This window comes from Streptomyces sp. NPDC028289 (genome assembly GCF_055565975.1).
On record NZ_JBVHTI010000003.1, the window covers coordinates 401137 to 419150 of the forward strand.

The 18014-nt window shown below is 70.0% G+C and carries 8 protein-coding genes; 7 read left to right on the top strand and 1 reads right to left on the bottom strand.

What is annotated here, in order from left to right:
* Positions 1 to 169: 169 nt before the first annotated feature.
* Positions 170 to 1885 (top strand): serine/threonine-protein kinase, encoded by a 1716-nt coding sequence (locus ACZ4UV_RS16035; protein ID WP_451019495.1) that lies wholly within the window; start codon positions 170 to 172, stop codon positions 1883 to 1885.
* 16 nt (positions 1886 to 1901) lie between these two features.
* Here the strand turns inward: ACZ4UV_RS16035 and ACZ4UV_RS16040 are convergent, their stop codons facing one another.
* Positions 1902 to 2318: a hypothetical protein gene (locus ACZ4UV_RS16040; protein WP_451019496.1), complete on the bottom strand. Its 417-nt coding sequence runs from the start codon at positions 2316 to 2318 to the stop codon at positions 1902 to 1904.
* Between the two features lie 215 nt (positions 2319 to 2533).
* On the opposite strand from ACZ4UV_RS16040, the gene ACZ4UV_RS16045 reads away from it, so the two are divergent.
* The 6 genes from ACZ4UV_RS16045 (at position 2534) to ACZ4UV_RS16070 (ending at position 17969) form a co-directional block, all read left to right on the top strand.
* Complete coding sequence (locus tag ACZ4UV_RS16045) at positions 2534 to 4165, top strand: serine/threonine-protein kinase (RefSeq protein WP_451019497.1); 1632 nt, start codon at positions 2534 to 2536, stop codon at positions 4163 to 4165.
* 500 nt (positions 4166 to 4665) lie between these two features.
* Positions 4666 to 6222: a VCBS repeat-containing protein gene (locus ACZ4UV_RS16050; protein WP_390044084.1), complete on the top strand. Its 1557-nt coding sequence runs from the start codon at positions 4666 to 4668 to the stop codon at positions 6220 to 6222.
* Positions 6223 to 6254: 32 nt separating this feature from the next.
* Positions 6255 to 9887: a LamG-like jellyroll fold domain-containing protein gene (locus ACZ4UV_RS16055; protein WP_467838442.1), complete on the top strand. Its 3633-nt coding sequence runs from the start codon at positions 6255 to 6257 to the stop codon at positions 9885 to 9887.
* A 149-nt stretch (positions 9888 to 10036) separates the two neighbouring features.
* Positions 10037 to 16399 carry an RHS repeat-associated core domain-containing protein gene (locus ACZ4UV_RS16060; protein WP_467838445.1) on the top strand — a complete coding sequence of 2121 codons (6363 nt, stop codon included), beginning with the start codon at positions 10037 to 10039 and terminating at the stop codon, positions 16397 to 16399.
* Entirely contained in the window at positions 16396 to 16953 is a 558-nt protein-coding gene (locus ACZ4UV_RS16065; protein WP_451022398.1) for a hypothetical protein, read from the top strand. Before ACZ4UV_RS16060 ends, ACZ4UV_RS16065 begins: the two co-directional genes overlap by 4 nt.
* Positions 16954 to 17099: 146 nt before the next feature.
* A complete protein-coding gene (locus tag ACZ4UV_RS16070) occupies positions 17100 to 17969 on the top strand; it encodes a serine/threonine-protein kinase (RefSeq protein WP_451020131.1) in 870 nt (289 codons plus the stop codon).
* The last annotated feature ends 45 nt before the right edge of the window (positions 17970 to 18014 follow it).

Consider the following 18014-nt stretch of genomic DNA (forward strand, 5'->3'; position numbering starts at 1 on the left):
CGTCCCCCGGGCGGTTGGTTCCCGTTCCGGTGCGGGGATTTCGTTCACATCCGGTGGCGAGAGCGAGAACCGTCACAGTGCTGTCTCCGTGGGACCCCCCTTGTTCCCTGACCGGTGGGCGGTCCTTAGTCTGACCCTGACAAGAGCATTGCGGGGCAACGTGAATCAGATGCAGGGCCTGCTCATCGCGGGCCGCTACCGGCTGGCCGACATCATCGGCAGCGGCGGCATGGGCCGGGTGTGGCGCGCCCATGACGAAGTGCTGCACCGTGCGGTCGCCATCAAGGAGTTGACGGCCGCGCTCTACGTCGCCGAGGGCGACCAGGCCATCCTGCTGGCCCGCACCCGGGCGGAGGCCCGGGCCGCGGCGCGCATCAACCACTCCGCCGTCGTCACCGTCCACGACGTGCTCGAACACGACGGCCGCCCGTGGATCGTCATGGAGTTGGTCGAGGGCCACTCACTGGCCGACGCGGTCAAGGAGCAGGGGCGCATCGAGCCGCGGGAGGCCGCGCGGATCGGGCTGTGGGTGCTGCGCGCGCTGCGCGCCGCGCACAGCGCCGGGGTGCTGCACCGGGACGTCAAGCCGGGCAACGTACTGATCGGCCGGGACGGCCGGGTCCTCCTCACCGACTTCGGCATCGCCCAGATCGAGGGCGACACGACGATCACCCGTACCGGGGAAGTGGTCGGATCCGTCGACTACCTCGCGCCGGAGCGCGTGCGCGGGCACGACCCGGGGCCGTCCTCCGACCTGTGGGCGCTGGGCGCGACACTGTTCACGGCGGTGGAGGGGCGCTCGCCGTTCCGTCGCACCTCACCGCTGACCACCATGCAGGCGGTCGTCGAGGACGAGGCCGGCGAGCCGCACAGCGCGGGCCCGCTGGCGCCGGTCATCACGGCCCTGCTGCGCAAGGAACCGTCGCAGCGGCCGAGCCCCGAAGAGGTCGAGCAGATGCTCGCCGAGGCGGCGGAGGGACGGCGGCCGAGCGGGGCGCAGAAGTACGTGCCGACGCAGTCGCACGCCGGTGGGTCCTGGCTGGACTCCGGGGGCTCGCAGGAGCGCCCGTACGGCGGTTCGCACGGTGAGGCGTACGGCGGCTCGCCGGGCGCGGCGTACGGCAGTTCGTACGGCGGGCACCGCTCCCCGGGGGGCTCCACGACCGCGCCGACGGCCGTCGGGGCGCCGTCCGGTCCCGTCGCCGTCCAGCCCAAGCGGCGTCGGCTGCGCACGCTCGCGCTCGTCGTCGCCGTGGCCGCGCTGCTCGGCGGTGGCACGGCCGTCGCCATGAAGAAGTGGGACTCGGGACAGCAGCAGGACGACACCGGCAGTGTGATCACGCCGGCCACGTCCGGTTCCACCTCTACGGGCGGCACGACCACGGCACCGGACGGCACGATTCCCGCGGGCTGGAAGCAGTACGAAGACCCCGTGGGCTTCACGCTGTACCTGCCCGCGGGCTGGAAGCGCTCGGTGTCCATCAAGAAGACGGACGGCCTGGAGCAGATCGACTACTCGCCCGACGGGGGCACGCACCTGGTACGCGTCGCTGTCGACACCTCACCCGACTACAGCAACGCGTACGACCACATGCGCAACCTTGAGGGGCTGCTCAGGAAGAGGCTGGTGGACTACAAGACGGTGAGCCTGAAGAAGGACACGTACCGCGATCTGCCGAGCTCTCGCTGGGAGTACACGTGGACCGCGCTGCCGAAGGACGCGAAGGTGCCGGGGCCGTACCGGGCCGTCGACGTCGGCTACTTCACCAGCGACGGCGTCGAGTACGCGATCTACACGGCCTCACCGACCGACGACTGGGCCACCACCAGCAAGCAGTTCACCTCCGTGCTCCAGGGCTGGCGAGAGGGCGAAGTCAAGCCGTGAGAGCGTCAAGTGGCGCTCAGGCCCAATCCGCGCAGGTGAGCCCGCTGACGATCTTGTCCCCTTCCCAGACCGCCACGTGCACACCGACATAGCGGAGCCAATTATCGGTGTCCGACGCGTGAGTGCTGAAGGTGAGAGTCGATCCGTTTCCGTTGTATTCGTAGTGCCAGGGCCAGTCCTTGAGGTTCTCGCCACCGTTGGAGGAGATGAGCTGAATGCCCACATGGTGACCATCGGCGGCGGTGTCCTTGACCCAACCGCTGATGTCCACATAATTGTCCGACCAGTTGGTGAACGTGAGGCTCCCCTTGGCGCCGGTCGTAGAGCATGATGCTCCGCCACTCGCCGCGCTGGCATCGGTCACTGTGGTCGTAGCGAATATCGCCGCCGCCGCGACACTGGTGACGGAAAGGCGCTTCAATGTGTTTCCCATAAAGAAACAATAAGGTTTCCATGATTCACATGACAGCGCGTTTCTGGCCACCTGTTCTACCTTGCGCAGGGCTTATGTCCGGATGATTTGCCATGCCCTGTATCCATTTCAAAATCCGATGTGGCTGAAAACGATCGCCCCTGACGTTGTCGCGGCGGCGCACTTGGCCGGTCACCGTGCCGGAAGGGGGCCGTCCGGTGCGGCATCATGGGGCCATGGGGACCGACGGGGACGCCGTCCGTCTGATCGCGGGGCGTTATCGCCTGCAGGCGCGGCTCGGGCGGGGCGGTATGGGTGTCGTATGGCGCGCGGCCGACCAGTTGCTGGGACGCCAGGTCGCCGTCAAGGAGCTCACCGTCGACGACTCCCTCCCGGAGGACGACGCCCGGCTGCGCCGTGAACGCACGCTGCGGGAGGCGCAGGCCGTCGCCCAGTTGCACCACCCGCACATCATCGTCGTGCACGACGTGGTCGAGGACGGCGGACGGCCGTACATCGTCATGGAGCTCATCGAGGGCGGTTCGCTCGCCGACCGGATCTCGCGGAGCGGGCCGGTGGACGTCGGCGAGGCCGCGCGGATCGGGATCGCGCTGCTGAGCGCGTTGCGGGCGGCGCACGGGGCCGGGGTGCTGCACCGGGACATCAAGCCGGCGAACGTGCTCGTCGAGGCCGCCACCGGGCGTGTCGTGCTCACCGACTTCGGCATCGCCCAGGTCGCGGGCGCCACCACGCTCACCGAGACCGGTTCCTTCGTCGGCTCGCCCGAGTACACCGCGCCCGAGCGGATGTCCGGCGGCCGGTCCGGTCCGGCGTCCGACCTGTGGTCGCTGGGGGCGCTGCTGTGCGCGGCGCTCAGCGGCGAGTCGCCGTTCCGGCGCGACTCGCTCGGCGGGATCCTGCACGCCGTGGTCTCCGACGAGATCCGGCCACCGGACCAGGCAGAGCCGCTGCTGCCGGTCGTACGGGGGCTGCTGGAGCGCGATCCCGAACTCCGGCTGGGCGCGGCGGAGGCCGAGCTGATGCTGCGCGGGTTCCTGGAGACGGGGGCCGTGACGGGCGCCGGTGGTGCGGCACAGAGCGCGGGCGTGGCGTCGTACACGCCGACCCAGCGGGACGTTCCGTTGCCGCCGCCTCCGGAACCCGCCGTGCCGCCCCGGACCTCCACCCGCGGGGTGCTGGTCGCCGCGCTGCTGGTCGCCGCGATGGCCGGGGCGGGCGTGTCGGCGGCCACGCTGCTGTTCCACGGGGACGGCGGCACCACCACACCGGGCCCCGGGGGAACGACGGCCGTCTCCGCGTCGCACCAGGCGCCCCCCTCGGCCACGGCCGCCACCCCGTCGCCCTCGTCCTCGACTTCTTCCTCTTCCTCGACCGCGCCGCCGCCTCCCACCACCCACTCCAGCACCGCGCCCTCCGGCTACCGCCTCGCGCACGACCCGGCCGGCTTCTCCCTCGCCGTACCGGAGGGCTTCACCCGCGACCCGCAGGGCGAGCGCGTCTTCTACATGTCGCCGGGGCAGACCTTCCGGCTCGGCATCAAGCTCTCCGAGACGCAGACCGGCGGACCTGGAGGGGTGATGCGGCGCGCGGCGGCCGAGGGGCCGAGCACGAACCCGGGCTACCACGACGGCCGGGTCACCGACACCACCCACTCCGGGCACCCCGCCGCGTTCTGGGAGTTCACCTGGAAGGGCTTCAGCGCGACGGAGGGACCGCGGCACACCTACGACCTCTGCTGGGAGGAGGGTGGCCGGCTGTACGACGTGTGGGTGTCGGCGCCGGTCGGGAAGGTGCGGGAGGCGCGGGAGTACTTCGACGTCGCCGTCGACACGTTCGCGGCGGGCTGACGAAGGGGCCGAGCCGTGGGGGAACGACGACGCCGGCCTTGATTCCCTGAATTCCGCGAATTCCGCAGGCCCTGCCGAGGGCGGATATTCCCGCCGACCTGCCGGGGGCCGGTGCGTGTAATTGGCTCGGTGGGTCGCGGCGGGGGAATTCGATGAAAAGAAAGGCGCGCGGTGATTTGCGGACTTGAACCTTCTTCTGGTCATGAACGTATCACGACCATCGCGAACCCGTCATGTGAATATTCGGTGAAGTACCGGTCGGTCGCCTCGCCTTGAGGGGTGGGAGGCGCTCCTTTTGTCCGTGTTCGACGCCCGGAGACCCCTTCCCGTTCGTTGCAGTGCATAAAGCAAAGATGGTCACACTCTGTGTGATTGCTGTGTGCAGCCGGTTTTTCGTCGGGGCTTGACGATCTTTATTTGGCTCGTATTTAGTCTCCTCTTACGTCATTCACAGGGTGGTCTTACCTTGGCTCGCCCGACGGGAAAACGAGGGGTGGAGTGTGCGTACGCGTACACATCTGGCGGGGAAACTGGTCGCTCTGGCCGGCCTTCTCCTGGCCGCGACGGGGGGCGTGACGCTGACCTCGCCGCAGGCGGCCGCCGCGACATGCACGGCGGGGACGGCGAGCGACTTCAACGGCGACGGTGTGCAGGACACGGTGATCGCAGACCCGGGCGCCACGGTGAACGGGGTCAGGCGGGCCGGTCTCGTGCGGGTGGTGCTGGGCGGCGGCAAGGGCGTCTCGGAGATCTCGCAGGCGACCAGCGGCATGGACGCGACACCCGAGGCCGGCGACGGCTTCGGTACGTCCTACGCCGCCTACGACGCCGACGGCGACGGCTGCAGCGACCTGGTGGTCGGCGCGCCCTACGAGGACGTCGTCAGGGACGGCAAGAACCTCGTCGACGCCGGGGCGATCTACATCGTCCACGGCACGCCCACCGGCATCGGGACGGGCTCGGCGATCGAGGGGTACAGCCAGAACGGGTTCGACACCGCCACCACGACCGAGGCGTACGACTGGTTCGGCTACGCCCTCAAGGCGGGCACGACCGCGAGCGGATCGCCGTACCTGGTGATCGGCGTCCCCGGTGAGGGCGTCACCTTCGGCGGCACGACGTACGCCGACGCCGGCTGCATCGAGTACGTGCAGGGCAGCACCAAGGTCGCCGTGAACCAGAACTCCACCGGCGTGCCGGGCGATCCCGAGGTGAACGACCGCTTCGGCTACTCGCTCGCCGGGACCAACCGCTACTTCGCGGTCAGCACCCCGGGCGAGGCCATCGGGGACGCGGAGTTCGCCGGCGGGGTCACGGTCTTCAGCCACACGCTCGCGAGTGGCATGCCCACGCCTCTCGTGGGGCTGTCGCAGGACAGCGACGGGATCGGCGGCGCGTCGGAGGCGGGCGACCGCTTCGGCTTCTCGGTCTCCATGACCGGCTACCGGCCCAGCGACCAGACGTACAACTCCGACGTGCTGCTGGCCGTCGGCGTTCCCGGTGAGGACATCGGGACCACGCAGGACGCGGGCGGGGTGGCGGTCGTCCGCATCCAGCCGTCCGGCGCCTACACGCAGGTCGCGGCGTTCGACAACAGCGTCGCGGACGTCGAGGGCGACGCGGTCGCCGGCGACTTCATGGGCCAGCGCGTGGTGATCGCCAACACCGACACCAGCGTCGTGACCACCACGTCCGTCGTCCGTCTCGCCGTCGGCGAGCCCGGCAAGGACACCTCGACGGTCAAGGACGCGGGCGCCGTGCACATCTTCCGGCCGCTCGACGCCGCACTCGGCACCAACGACAAGGAACTCTTCCGCGGTTCGGGACTGCCCGGCACCGCGACGGCCCGGGACTACACGGGCGTCGGGCTGGTGGGCGGCAGCGTCAACCTCTACGTCGGCGTGCCCTACAGCAAGGAACCGGCCACCTCCAAGGGCGTCGCGTACGTCATGCCGTGGTCCGACATCGACGGCACCACCAGCACCGGGACCACCGTCCACGTGCCCGGATCGGGCGGTCTGCCCGACGCGGGCTCGACGTTCGGAGTGATCGGGTGAACGGCCGGCAGAGGAACAGAGAGCACCGCAGCATGAAGATCCGCAGGAGATCCGGACGCCGTCCCCTGGTCGCGGCCGCCGCCGTCGCGGCCCTGCTGACGACCGCTCTGAGCGTCGCCCCCGCACCGGCCGCCGAGCAGACGCAGGCCGGCAAGAACAAGAGCACCTCCGCCGGCAGCGGCTCGTCGCTCTCCCCGAACGCGGCCCGGACCAAGGCGAAGAAGTCCGGCAGGCCCGTCGAGATCCAGAGCCTGCGCGACGAACGCAGCACCACCGTCGCCAACCCGGACGGCACGTTCACCGTCAGCGAGTACGTCCAGCCCGTCCGCACCCGCGTCGACGGGAAGTGGACGGACATCGACACCACGCTGGTCAGGCGGAAGAACGGCACCCTCGCCCCGAAGGCGGCGCTGGCCGCCATGTCCTTCTCCGGCGGCGGCGACACCACCTTCGCCGAGATCGAGAAGGACGGCCGCTCCGTCTCCCTCGACTGGCCGGACAGGCTGCCCCGGCCGAAGGTCGACGGCTCGACCGCCACGTACCCGAACGTGCTGGACGGTGTCGACCTCAAGGTCACGGCGAGCGCCGAGGGCTTCTCGCACGTGCTGGTCGTCAAGAACGCGAAGGCCGCGGCCGACCCGGAGCTGGCGAAGCTGAGCCTGCCGCTCGACACCTCCTCGGTGAAGCTGACGGAGACCGGGGCGGGCGGGCTGACCGCCACCGACACCGGCTCGGGCGGCGCGGTCTTCGAGGCGCCGCAGCCCGTGATGTGGGACTCCAGCCACGCGGCGCAGGACGACGCACCCGCCGCGGACTCCGCCGACGAGAACACCCAGACGCCCCCCGAGGGCGCCCGGGTCGCCGACGTCGGCGTGGACGTCTCCGCGGACACGATGACGCTCACCCCCGACACGGACCTGCTCACCGACGCCGACACGGTCTACCCGGTCTACATCGACCCGGTCGTCAAGACCGCCACGCGCTCCGGCTGGACGATGGTCTCCTCGCACTACTCGGGCACCTCGTTCTGGAAGTTCGACGACGACGAAGGCGTCGGCCTGTGCCCCTCCGACGTGTCGGTCCGGTGCAGCAGTTCGACGGACGTGAAGCGGCAGTTCTTCGCCATCCCGACGGGGACCTTCGCGGGCAAGGACATCGTCAGCGCCGAGTTCGCGGTGACGCAGGTCTTCACCTACAGCTCCACCGCGCGCGAGGTGCAGCTCGCCCGGGTCAACAGCACGGGCGCGAGTGCGATCAGCTCGAAGACCGACTGGGACAACCAGCCGGCCTCCAAGGCCACCCTCGGCACCGACTCGTCCACGGACACCGCCGGTTCGTGCAGCCCGGCCAACCAGAACGTCCGCTTCGACGTGAAGAGCACCATCCAGACCGCGGCCGACAAGGCGTGGGACACCACCACGTTCCGCCTCAAGGCGGCCAGCGAGTCCGACACCTCGAACTGGAAGCGCTTCTGCGGCAACGCGCACCTGGAGGTGACCTACAACCGGCCGCCGCTGGAGCCCGACCAGGACGACCTGCAGATGAAGCCGGGCGGCACCTGCGAGTACGGCGCCGCCACCGAGCACTACGTGACCGAGGCCCCGCGTGTCTCCGCCGTGATCCGGGACTACGACCACAACGACGTCCCCTCCAAGTCCGAGACGCTGCAGGCCCAGTTCAAGGTCTGGTGGACCGACTCCGGCGGCAACACGGTCACGCACTACGCGACGACCGCGAAGAAGTCCACGGTGGACTCCAGCTGGAGCGACCAGACCGGCGTGGCCACGTTCTTCTACACCATCGGCAGCGATGTCTCGGGTGACGGGGAAGCCGGCTTCAGCATCCCGGCGAACACCACCGTCGCCTGGTCGGTGCGCGGCTACGACCAGCAGGCGTACGGCGCCTGGTCCACCGACGGGGACCAGACCCGCTGCGAGTTCATCTACGACACCAGCAAGCCCAAGTCGGCCGCGGTCACCTCGGCCCAGTACCCCGACGACGAGGCCTGGCACACGGGCGTCGGCGACTACGGCGACTTCACCATGGACTCGCCGTCCGCCGACGTCACCAAGTACACCTACTACTTCACCGGCCCGCAGGCCGACAGCGCGAAGAAGACGGTGGCCGCCGACTCCACCGGCGGACCGGCGACGGTCCGCTGGATGCCGCCGAGCGAGGGCACGTACACCCTGCACGTGACCGCGATCGACGGCGCCGGCAACCCGCAGAAGACGCCGACCGTGCACATCTTCCTCGTCAGCGACGGCCGTGCCCCGGCCGTCGCCTGGACCCTCGGCGACGCCAAGGGCGCGACGAAGGCGGCCGGCGCCAGTGGCACGCCCGACGCGACCGCCGGATCCGGAGTGACGTTCGGCGCCGCGGGCCCGCTCGGCTCCACCGACACCGCCGCCTCCTTCGACGGCACCGAGAACGCCTACCTCGACTCGGGCACCGCCTCCGTCGACACCGGCAGGACCTTCTCGGTGAGCGCCTGGGTGATGCTGCCGACGCTGCCCACCCAGAGCATGACCGTCGTCAGCCAGGACGGCACCGCCCAGCCCGGCTTCGAGCTCGGCTACGACAAGGACACCGCCTCCTGGACCTTCCGCATCCCGGTCAGCGACATGGAGTCGCTGGGCACCTGGAAGGTCTCCGGCGCGGCGGCCGTCGCGGGCAGCTGGACGCACCTGATCGGTGTGTACGACGCCGAGCTCGGCAAGTTGATGCTGTACGTCAACGGCGTCCTGGTGGCCGACGACGTGCAGGCCCGGCACACCGTGTGGAGCGCCACCGGTGCCGTGCAGATCGGCCGCCGGCTCGACCTGGACGGCTACATCAACAACCTCAAGGGCAGTGTCGCGGACGTCAAGCTGCACGACCGCGTCATCCCGCCCACCGAGGGCCAGGAGCTCGGCGGCATCCAGCCGCACCAGCTGGCCTACTGGCAGCTGGACGAGGCGACGAACGGCGTCTCCCCGGAGATCGGCGGCGGCACCGGGCTGACCCTCGGCGGCGGCGCGTCCGTCTACACACCCGACGAGTCCTGCGACCCCGAGGCCGACCCGGACTGCACCCCGCCGGCCGCGCCGCTGTGGGGCGACGGACACCTGGCGCTGGACGGCGTCAGCGGCTACGCCACCCGCGCCGCCGCCGGACCGCTCACCGCCCAGGACAGCTTCACCCTCACCGCCCGCGCCCGGCTCGCCTCGGCGAGCCCGGCGACCGACGAGACGGTGCTGTCGCTGTCCGGCGCCAACGACACCGCGATCAAGGTCAGGTACTCGGCGGCCGACGCGCGCTGGCAGCTGGTGGTGACCGACGCGGACTCGGCGTCCCCGGTGACCGTCACCGAACTGGACAAGGGCGACGCCCCGAGCTCCGCGGGCGACGGCGACCACCTCGCCCTCGTCTACAACGCGGTCTTCGGTGACGTGCTCCTGTACGTCAACGGGGTCGCCGTCGTCGACGCCTCCTGGGACAACACCTGGGACTTCAGTACGACGAACCTCCAGATCGGCCGTGCGCTGACCGGGTCCTCGGCGGGCGAGTACTTCTCCGGTGCCGTGGACGAGGTGCGGATGTACCAGGGTCCGCTGGACGCCTCGCTGGTGGCGCTGGTCGCCGGCCTGCCGGGCGGCTCCAGCATCGACGAGACCTCGGCGTAACCGGTCCCCTGCGTGGGCGGGCGGCTCGACTGCGAGCCGCCCGCCCTTCTCGGCATGTCCATCCCTACCGATTAGGAGAGTTGATGTCCTCGCCTCCCTGGTTCCGGTCGGCACGACCGGCCTGGCGAAGCGGTCGCAGAAGGGCCGCGGTGGTCCTCGGACTGGCGCTGTCCATAGGGCTGCTCCCGCAGTACGCCCCCACGGCCACCGCCTCCGACAGCGGTGTCACGCGGCCCAAGACGCAGACCGACCTCGACAAGCCGGTGCGCGGAAAGAACGCCACCGCGAAGGCCTTCAAGAAGACCGACCAGGCCGAAAAGGCCGCGGTGAGGAAGACGTCCAGAGCGCACTGGCCCAAGGCGGCCGGCGCCGAGGTCGAGCTGTCCGGCAGGGCGGTCAAGGCCAAGGGCCTGCCGCTGACCGCCAAGGCGGCCGGCGGCACCAAGGGGGCCGGCTCCGTCCGGCTCGCCGTGCTCGGCCGCAAGGCCACCGAGGCGGCCGGCGTGAACGGCGTGCTGTTCACCGTCGCCCGCTCCGACGGCGCCACCACCGCGGGCCCGGCCCGGGTCACCCTGGACTACTCGGACTTCGCCGACGCCTTCGGCGGTTCCTACAGCTCGCGGCTGCGGCTGGCCACGTACCCCGCGTGCGTGCTGACGACCCCGCAGAAGAAGGCCTGCTCGACGCCGACCTATCTGAAGACGGCGAACGACCCGGCCGAGCAGACCCTGACCGCGACCGTGCAGGCCGCTGCCGACACCTCGGGACCCTCCGCCCAGCTCCTCGACGCGGACTCGGCCACGTCCTCCGCCACCGTCGTCGCGGCCACCGCGAGCAGCGGCGGCGACGGCGGCGACTACAAGGCGACCAGCCTCGCGCAGTCCTCGCAGTGGGGCGTCGACACCAGTTCGGGCGCGTTCACCTGGTCGTACCCGATGAACGTCCCGCCGGTCCCCGGCGGCATGCAGCCGACCGTCGGGCTGAGCTACAACTCCCAGTCCATCGACGGCCAGACGGCCACCACCAACAACCAGGGCTCGTGGATCGGCCAGGGCTTCTCCTACGACCCCGGTTACATCGAGCGCAGCTACAAGGCCTGCGCCGACGACGGCCACGACGACACCAACGGCGACGAGTGCTGGGCGTTCGACAACGCCACGCTGTCGCTGACGGGCGGCAGTTCGGGCCGGCTGGTCAAGGACGACAAGACCGGCGAGTGGCGGATCGGCTCCGACGACAACTCCAAGGTCGAGCACCTGACCGGCGCCACCAACGGCGACAACAACGGCGAGTACTGGAAGATCACGACCGGCGACGGCACCCAGTACTACTTCGGCCTCAACCACCTCACCGGCTACGCGAGCGGCAACGAGGAGACCAACTCCACCTGGACCGTCCCGGTCTACGGCGACGACGCCGACGAGCCCTGCTACAACTCCACGTTCGCCGACGCCTACTGCACCCAGGCCTGGCGCTGGAACCTCGACTACGTCGTCGACCCGCACGGCAACGCCATGTCGTACTTCTACGGCACGGAGACGAACTACTACACGCAGGGCCTGAAGACCACCGAGAACGGCAAGGCCTACATCCGCGGCGGCTACCTCAAGCGCATCGACTACGGCCAGCGCGACGGCTCGGTGTACTCCACCAAGCCCGCCGCCCAGGTCGTCTTCACCACCGCGGAGCGCTGCGTCGGCTCGCTGACCGACTGCTCCGCCGACGCCCTCAAGGACACCACCGCCGCCGACTGGCCGGACGTCCCCTGGGACCAGAACTGCGCGTCGGGCAGCAAGTGCCCCGGCCAGAACTCGCCGACCTTCTGGACCCGCAAGAAGCTCACGAAGATCACCACCCAGATCCGTACCGGTGACTCGACGTACACCCCGGTCGACGTCTGGGGCCTCACCCACGACTTCACCGACAACGGCGACGGCTCCAGGTCGCTGTGGCTGAGCAAGATCGACCACACCGGCAAGGTCGGCACCGACGCCTCGGTCCCGTCCGTCCAGCTGTACGGCACCCAGCTGCCCAACCGCGTCGACGAGACCGGCGACAACATCCAGCCCTTCTACCGGTTCCGCCTCTCCGCGGTGCAGAACGAGTCGGGCGGCGTGCTCAGCGTCAACTACGCCGACAACCAGTGCACGACGAGCAACGTCCCGGCGGAGGACTCCTCCGTCAAGCGCTGCTTCCCGGTGAAGTGGAACCCGCCCGGCGCCACCGACCCGATCACCGACTGGTTCCACAAGTACGTCGTCGCCTCCGTCGTCCAGACCGACCTGACCGGCGGCAACGCCGACCAGGTCACCTCGTACACCTACCTCGGTGACGCGGGCTGGCGGAAGACCCCGGCCGACGGCATCACCAAGACCGAGGACCGCACCTGGAGCGACTGGCGCGGCTACGGCAGAGTCCGGGTCGTCACCTCCGACGGCACCAACTCCGCCGCCAACACCCGCACCGAGCACGTCTTCTTCCGCGGTCTCGACGGTGACGTCGACAAGAACGGCACCACCCGCTCCGCGACCGTCACCGACTCCAACGGCGTCTCCTACGACGACTCCGACTGGAAGGCCGGCCAGGAGCTGGAGACCCTCACCTACAACGGCGACGACGTCACCGAGAAGTCGGTGACGGTGCCGTGGACCGCGGTGACCGCGACGGAGACGCGGGACTGGGCGACGTACAAGGCCCGTTACGTGGCGACGGGTTCGACCGACACCTACACCGCGCTCGCGGTGGGCGGCTGGCGGCACACCAAGTCGACCACGACCTACGACGACGCGACCGGCCGCGAGAAGACGGTCGACGACGACGGCGAGGTCGGCGTCGCCGACAACCAGTGCACCCGCACCGAGTACGCGGACAGCGCGAGCGCGCACATCTACACGATGGTCTCGCGGGTCGAGAAGGTCGGCGTCGACTGCGCGTCCACTCCCGACCGTTCCAAGGACGTCATCTCCGACGACCTCACCTACTACGACGGTTCGACGACGCTGGGCGCCGCCCCCACCAAGGGCGATCCCACCACGACCAAGCGCCTGTCGGCCCACGACGGCACGACGGCCACCTACCAGACGACCGCCGTGACGACGTACGACGCCTACGGCCGCCCGCTGGTGGTGAAGGACGCGGAGACGGCGTCGTCGTCGACGCAGTACACGTCCTCCACCGCCTACACGGACACCTACGGCCTGGCGACCAAGTCGACGGTCACGAACATCGACGGCTGGACGACGACCACGGAGTACGCCCCCGCCTGGGGCCAGCCGACCGCCAAGACCGACACCAACGGCCTGCGCACCGACCTCGCCTACGACGGCCTCGGGCGCCTGGTCTCGGTCTGGCTGCAGGACCGCCCCAAGGCGAACGGCTTCACCCCGTCCATCAAGTACGAGTACCTGATCCGCGGCGCCGACGGCCCGGCCGCCGTCCACACCCAGAAGATCGACAACGACGGTACGTCCTACGGCAGCGAGTGGTCGCTGTACGACGGCTGGCTCAGGCCCCGCCAGGACCAGACGGAGGGCGAGGGCGGCCGCATGGTCGCCGACACGCTCTACGACGGCTCCGGCCGCGTGGTGAAGGTCAACGACACCTACTACACCACCGGTGCCCCGTCCTCGACGCTCTTCGACCCGCTCAACTCGGACCTCGACGCCCAGACGGTCACCGAGTACGACGGCGCGGGCCGCGCCACGGCGTCGGTCCTCAAGGTCCAGGGCACGGAGAAGTACCGCACCACGTACGCCTACGGCGGCGACCGCGTCACGACCACCCCGCCGCAGGGCGGCGTCAAGACGACGGTGGTGAAGGACGGCCGGGACAACACCACGACCCAGATCCAGTACCCCGCCGACGGCGCCGCGGTCACCACGTCGTACGGCTACGACGACGCGGGCCGGCTGACGCGGGTCACGGACGACAAGGGCGACAACTGGACCTACACGTATGACCAGTTGGGCCGCAAGAAGACGGCGGTCGACCCCGACACCGGCTCGTCCTCGTACACCTACGACACCCTGGACCGCCAGACGTCGGTGACGGTGAACGGCGACAAGACGTCGACGGTCTACGACGAACTGGGCCGGGCGGTCTCCACCTGGCAGGGCGAGGCGACGACGGGCACCAAGCTCTCCGTCACCAAGTACGACACGGTCTACAAGGGCGAGCTGTACGGCGTCTACACCTACAAGGACGGCGCGGTCTACTCGTCGGTGACGTACCCGAGCCTCGACGCCGACAACGACTACGCACCGGTCTCGACCAAGTACTACCTCTCCAAGACGGCCGAGCCGCAGCTGGGCGGGACGTACGAGTTCACGGCCCAGTACAACGACGACGGCACCCTGCAGAGCCAGGGCCTGCCGGCGACGGGCGACCTGTCCGCCGAGGCGGTCGGGTACGTCTACGACGACCTCCAGCGGCCGACCGGACTCAACACCTCCCTCGGCGGCCTGAGTTACGTCACGGACGCGTCGTACTCGCCGACATCGAACCTGGAACAGCTGGAGCTGTACACGGGTGAGTCGACGGCGAAGAAGACGTGGATCACCAACGACTACGAGGCGGGCACCGACCGCCTGACCAACTCGCGGGTGGACGTCCAGGGCGCGTCGAGCGTCGCCTACGACGCGAACTACACCTACGACGCGGCCGGTGACATCCTCTCCGTCGCCGACACCCCGACCGGCGGCACGAGCGACGTCCAGTGCTTCTCGTACGACGGGCTGGGCCGCGTCTCGTCCGCGTGGACGTCGTCGGTGGCGTCGAACGACGCCAAGGGCACGGGCTCGACGGACGCGTCCTGCGCGTCGGGAGCGTCGACGTCGACGGTGGGCGGGGTCTCCCCGTACTGGACCGACTACGGCTACGACACCATCGGCAACCGCACGAGCGAGGTGCGCCACGGCCTGAACGGCGCGGCGACGTCGTCCCGCACGTACAAGTACGGCGAGACGGGCTCCGGCCCGAACGGCTCGGCCTCCGGCGCCCACACGGTGTCGTCGGTGACCGAGAAGACGGACGCGACCAGCACCACGCCCGCCGTCACCTCCCAGAACTCCTACACCTACGACGCGTCGGGCAACACGAGGACCCGCGTGCTGGACGGCGACACCCAGTCGCTGGCCTGGGACAAGCAGGGCGAGCTGACGACGGTCACGAACGCCGACAACTCGGTGACGACGTACAAGTACGACGCGTCGGGTTCCCGCGTCCTCCGGGACACGCCGACGGAGAAGACGTTCTACCTGCCCGGCACCGAACTCCACTACGACAAGTCGACGTCGAAGGTGACGGCGACCCGCTACTACTCCTTCGCCGGCACCACGGTCGCGATGCGCGAGGCGGGCGGCGTCCACTTCCTCGCCTCGGACAACCAGGGCACGGCGCAGCTGTCGGTCGACGCGAAGACGGGTTCGACGACCCGCCGCCGCATGGACGCGTTCGGCAACGTCCGCGACGACTCCACGTCCTCGTCCACGGGCTGGGTGAACGACAAGGGCTTCGTCGGCGGCACCGTCCAGGAGTCCACGGGCCTGACCACGCTCGGCGCCCGTGAGTACGACTCCGACACCGGCCGTTTCATCTCGGCGGACCCGGTGGTCGACTACACCGACCCGCAGCAGATCAACGGGTACGCGTACGCCAACAACAGCCCCGTCTCCAACAGCGACGCGTCGGGCCTGCGCCTGGCTGACTGCGTCGGCGGCTGGAACGAGTGCGGCCCCGGCCCGTCCACCCACCGCGGCGCGGTCGACACCCGCGACAGCAGCGGCTCGAACAGCGCCGCCACGACCACGTACACGCCGGCCCAGGCGAAGGCGGACGACGCCAGGGCGAAGGAGGACTCTGCCAAACAGCGCGCGATCGCGATCGCCAAGGAACTCGGCAAGATCGCGATGGACGAACTGGGCATCACCGACGCCCTGGACTGCTTCACCACCGGCAACCTCGGCGCCTGCGGCAACACGGCCCTGAACGTGGTGGGTTCGTTCCTGGGCGGCGGACCGCTGGCCAAGCTGGCGAAGAAGTACGCGGCTCCCTGGAAGTGGGCCAAGGCCGAGGCTCTGGGCAAGCGTATCTACGGGCTGGGCAAGGACCTGCTGAAGTCCTTCAAGGACTGGCGCAAGAGCTCCAAGATGGCCCTGTCCTACGAGGACGCGGCCGCAAAAGCCAACAAGACACTCAACTCCAAACTGGACGACATGCACGCCACGATGAGTCGATCGAAGATCCGGCAATACGCGATGGGATCGGCAGCGGTGGACAGACGCACCGGAAACGTGGCGGTCGGTCTCAAGAAGACCGGTGCCGGTGAGTTCTGCGCTGAGGACGTCTGTCGGGCCGAACTGGTGAAGCAGGGGGCGAATCCGGAGGATATCGTCTACAGCGTTCCCCAGCGGCCGCTGAAGCGTGAACCCGCACCGGTGTGTCCTCGCTGCGAGAGCCGCACTTCGCGCGGGCAGTTCGCCCCGGGCACGACGTGGGAGAGTGATCTTCAGTGAAAGGAAGCGGCCGATGGGACTGGTCGGCGCTCACCGGCCAGACCCTCCCGGGGGAGCGGATTCCCGGCTACCTGGAGCTGCTGCTGGACGAGGACGGCGGCGAGCGGCAGCGGGCCTACGGGGTTCTGTACTGCGAGGTCGCCAACCAGGGACAGCTGTACTCCGCGGCGGCGGCCTGCGTCGACGTGCTGGTCGAGCGTCTGGAGAACCGCGAACGTCTCCCCGCTGAGGCGGTGAGCCTGCTGGAGGCGGTCCTGAATGCTCGCGCCGCCGGGCTCCGGGTGGTGGTGGACGGGGCGGACACGGACGTCGCCCAGTACGCGCGTCGGCGCATCCTGGACGGCGTGCCGGCGCTGCTCCGCCACGCGGAGGACGAAAGCCTGAACTGGTACAAGGAGTTCTGTTTCCTCGTGCCGCAACTGGCCGACTCGTCCGCCGAGGTCGTCGACTACCTCAGGCGCTCGGCGGACCACCTCGACGGTGAGCGGCAGGCACTCTGCCGTGAGGCACTCGAAGAGGCCGAAGAGGTCGTGCGGGACGGGCACATGCCGTAACCCTCTGCTGCGCCCATCGGGCCCGTCGCGCCCGTGAGGCACGTTCATTCGGCCGGGGCCCCCTTCCACAGGGAGGGGGCCCCGGCCCGTACGCCTCTGACCGTGCCGCTTCGACAACGGCATGGTGTGCAAGGTACTCATGTGGCATGAGCGAAGACGGCGAACAGCCGGTCGAGGGACGGCTGATCGGTGGGCGTTACCGGCTCGTCGGGCGCATCGGCTCCGGGCCGGCCGGGACCGTGTGGCGGGCCCGGGACGAGCAGGACGGGCGGGACGTCGCGGTCAAGGAGCCGCGCCTGGCCGGAGAGCCGGACGGTGAGGAACGGCAGCGCGCCGCCCACCGGCTGCTGCACGAGGCCCGGGCCGCCGCCCGCGTCGGCCACCCGGCTGCCGTCGCCATTCACGACGTACTCCTCGATGACGAACTTCCCTGGGTCGTCATGGAGTTGGTGGAGGGGGAGGCGCTGCACTCGGTCCTCGCCGCCCGGGGCCCGCTGCCGTCCGCCGAGGCCGCCCGGATCGGGCTCGCCGTCCTCGGGGCGCTGCACTCCGCTCACTGTGTCGGCATCGTGCACCGTGACCTCAAGCCGTCCAACGTCCTGCTCGCGGCGGACGGCGCTCGTGTCGTCGTCACCGACTTCGGTATCGGCGGGGGACAGGGGTGCGGCCCCTTCGACGCCCCGGAGTGCGGTGCGGGGCGCGGGGCGGGTCCCGCCTCCGACCTGTGGTCCCTGGGCGCGTTGCTCCGCGCGGCCACGGACGGCGGACAGGGTCCCCTCGGACCGCTTCTCGACCAGCTCCTCGCCCCGGAACCCGAGGCCCGGCCGACGGCCCAGGAGGCCGCCGAGGCGCTCGCCGAAGCCGCCGGAGCGACCCTCCCGGCGTGGGTGACCGAACCCGCCGCCGCGCCGCCCCCGGCCCTGGCGCCCGTGCCGCCCCCGCCCCCCGAACCCCGCCGCCTCACCCCCCTCACCGCCCTCGGCCTCCTCCTCGCCAAAAAACCGGAACGCGGCTGATCGTCCCCACCCGAGGGCACCCGAGGGCGCTGATCAGCGCATTCT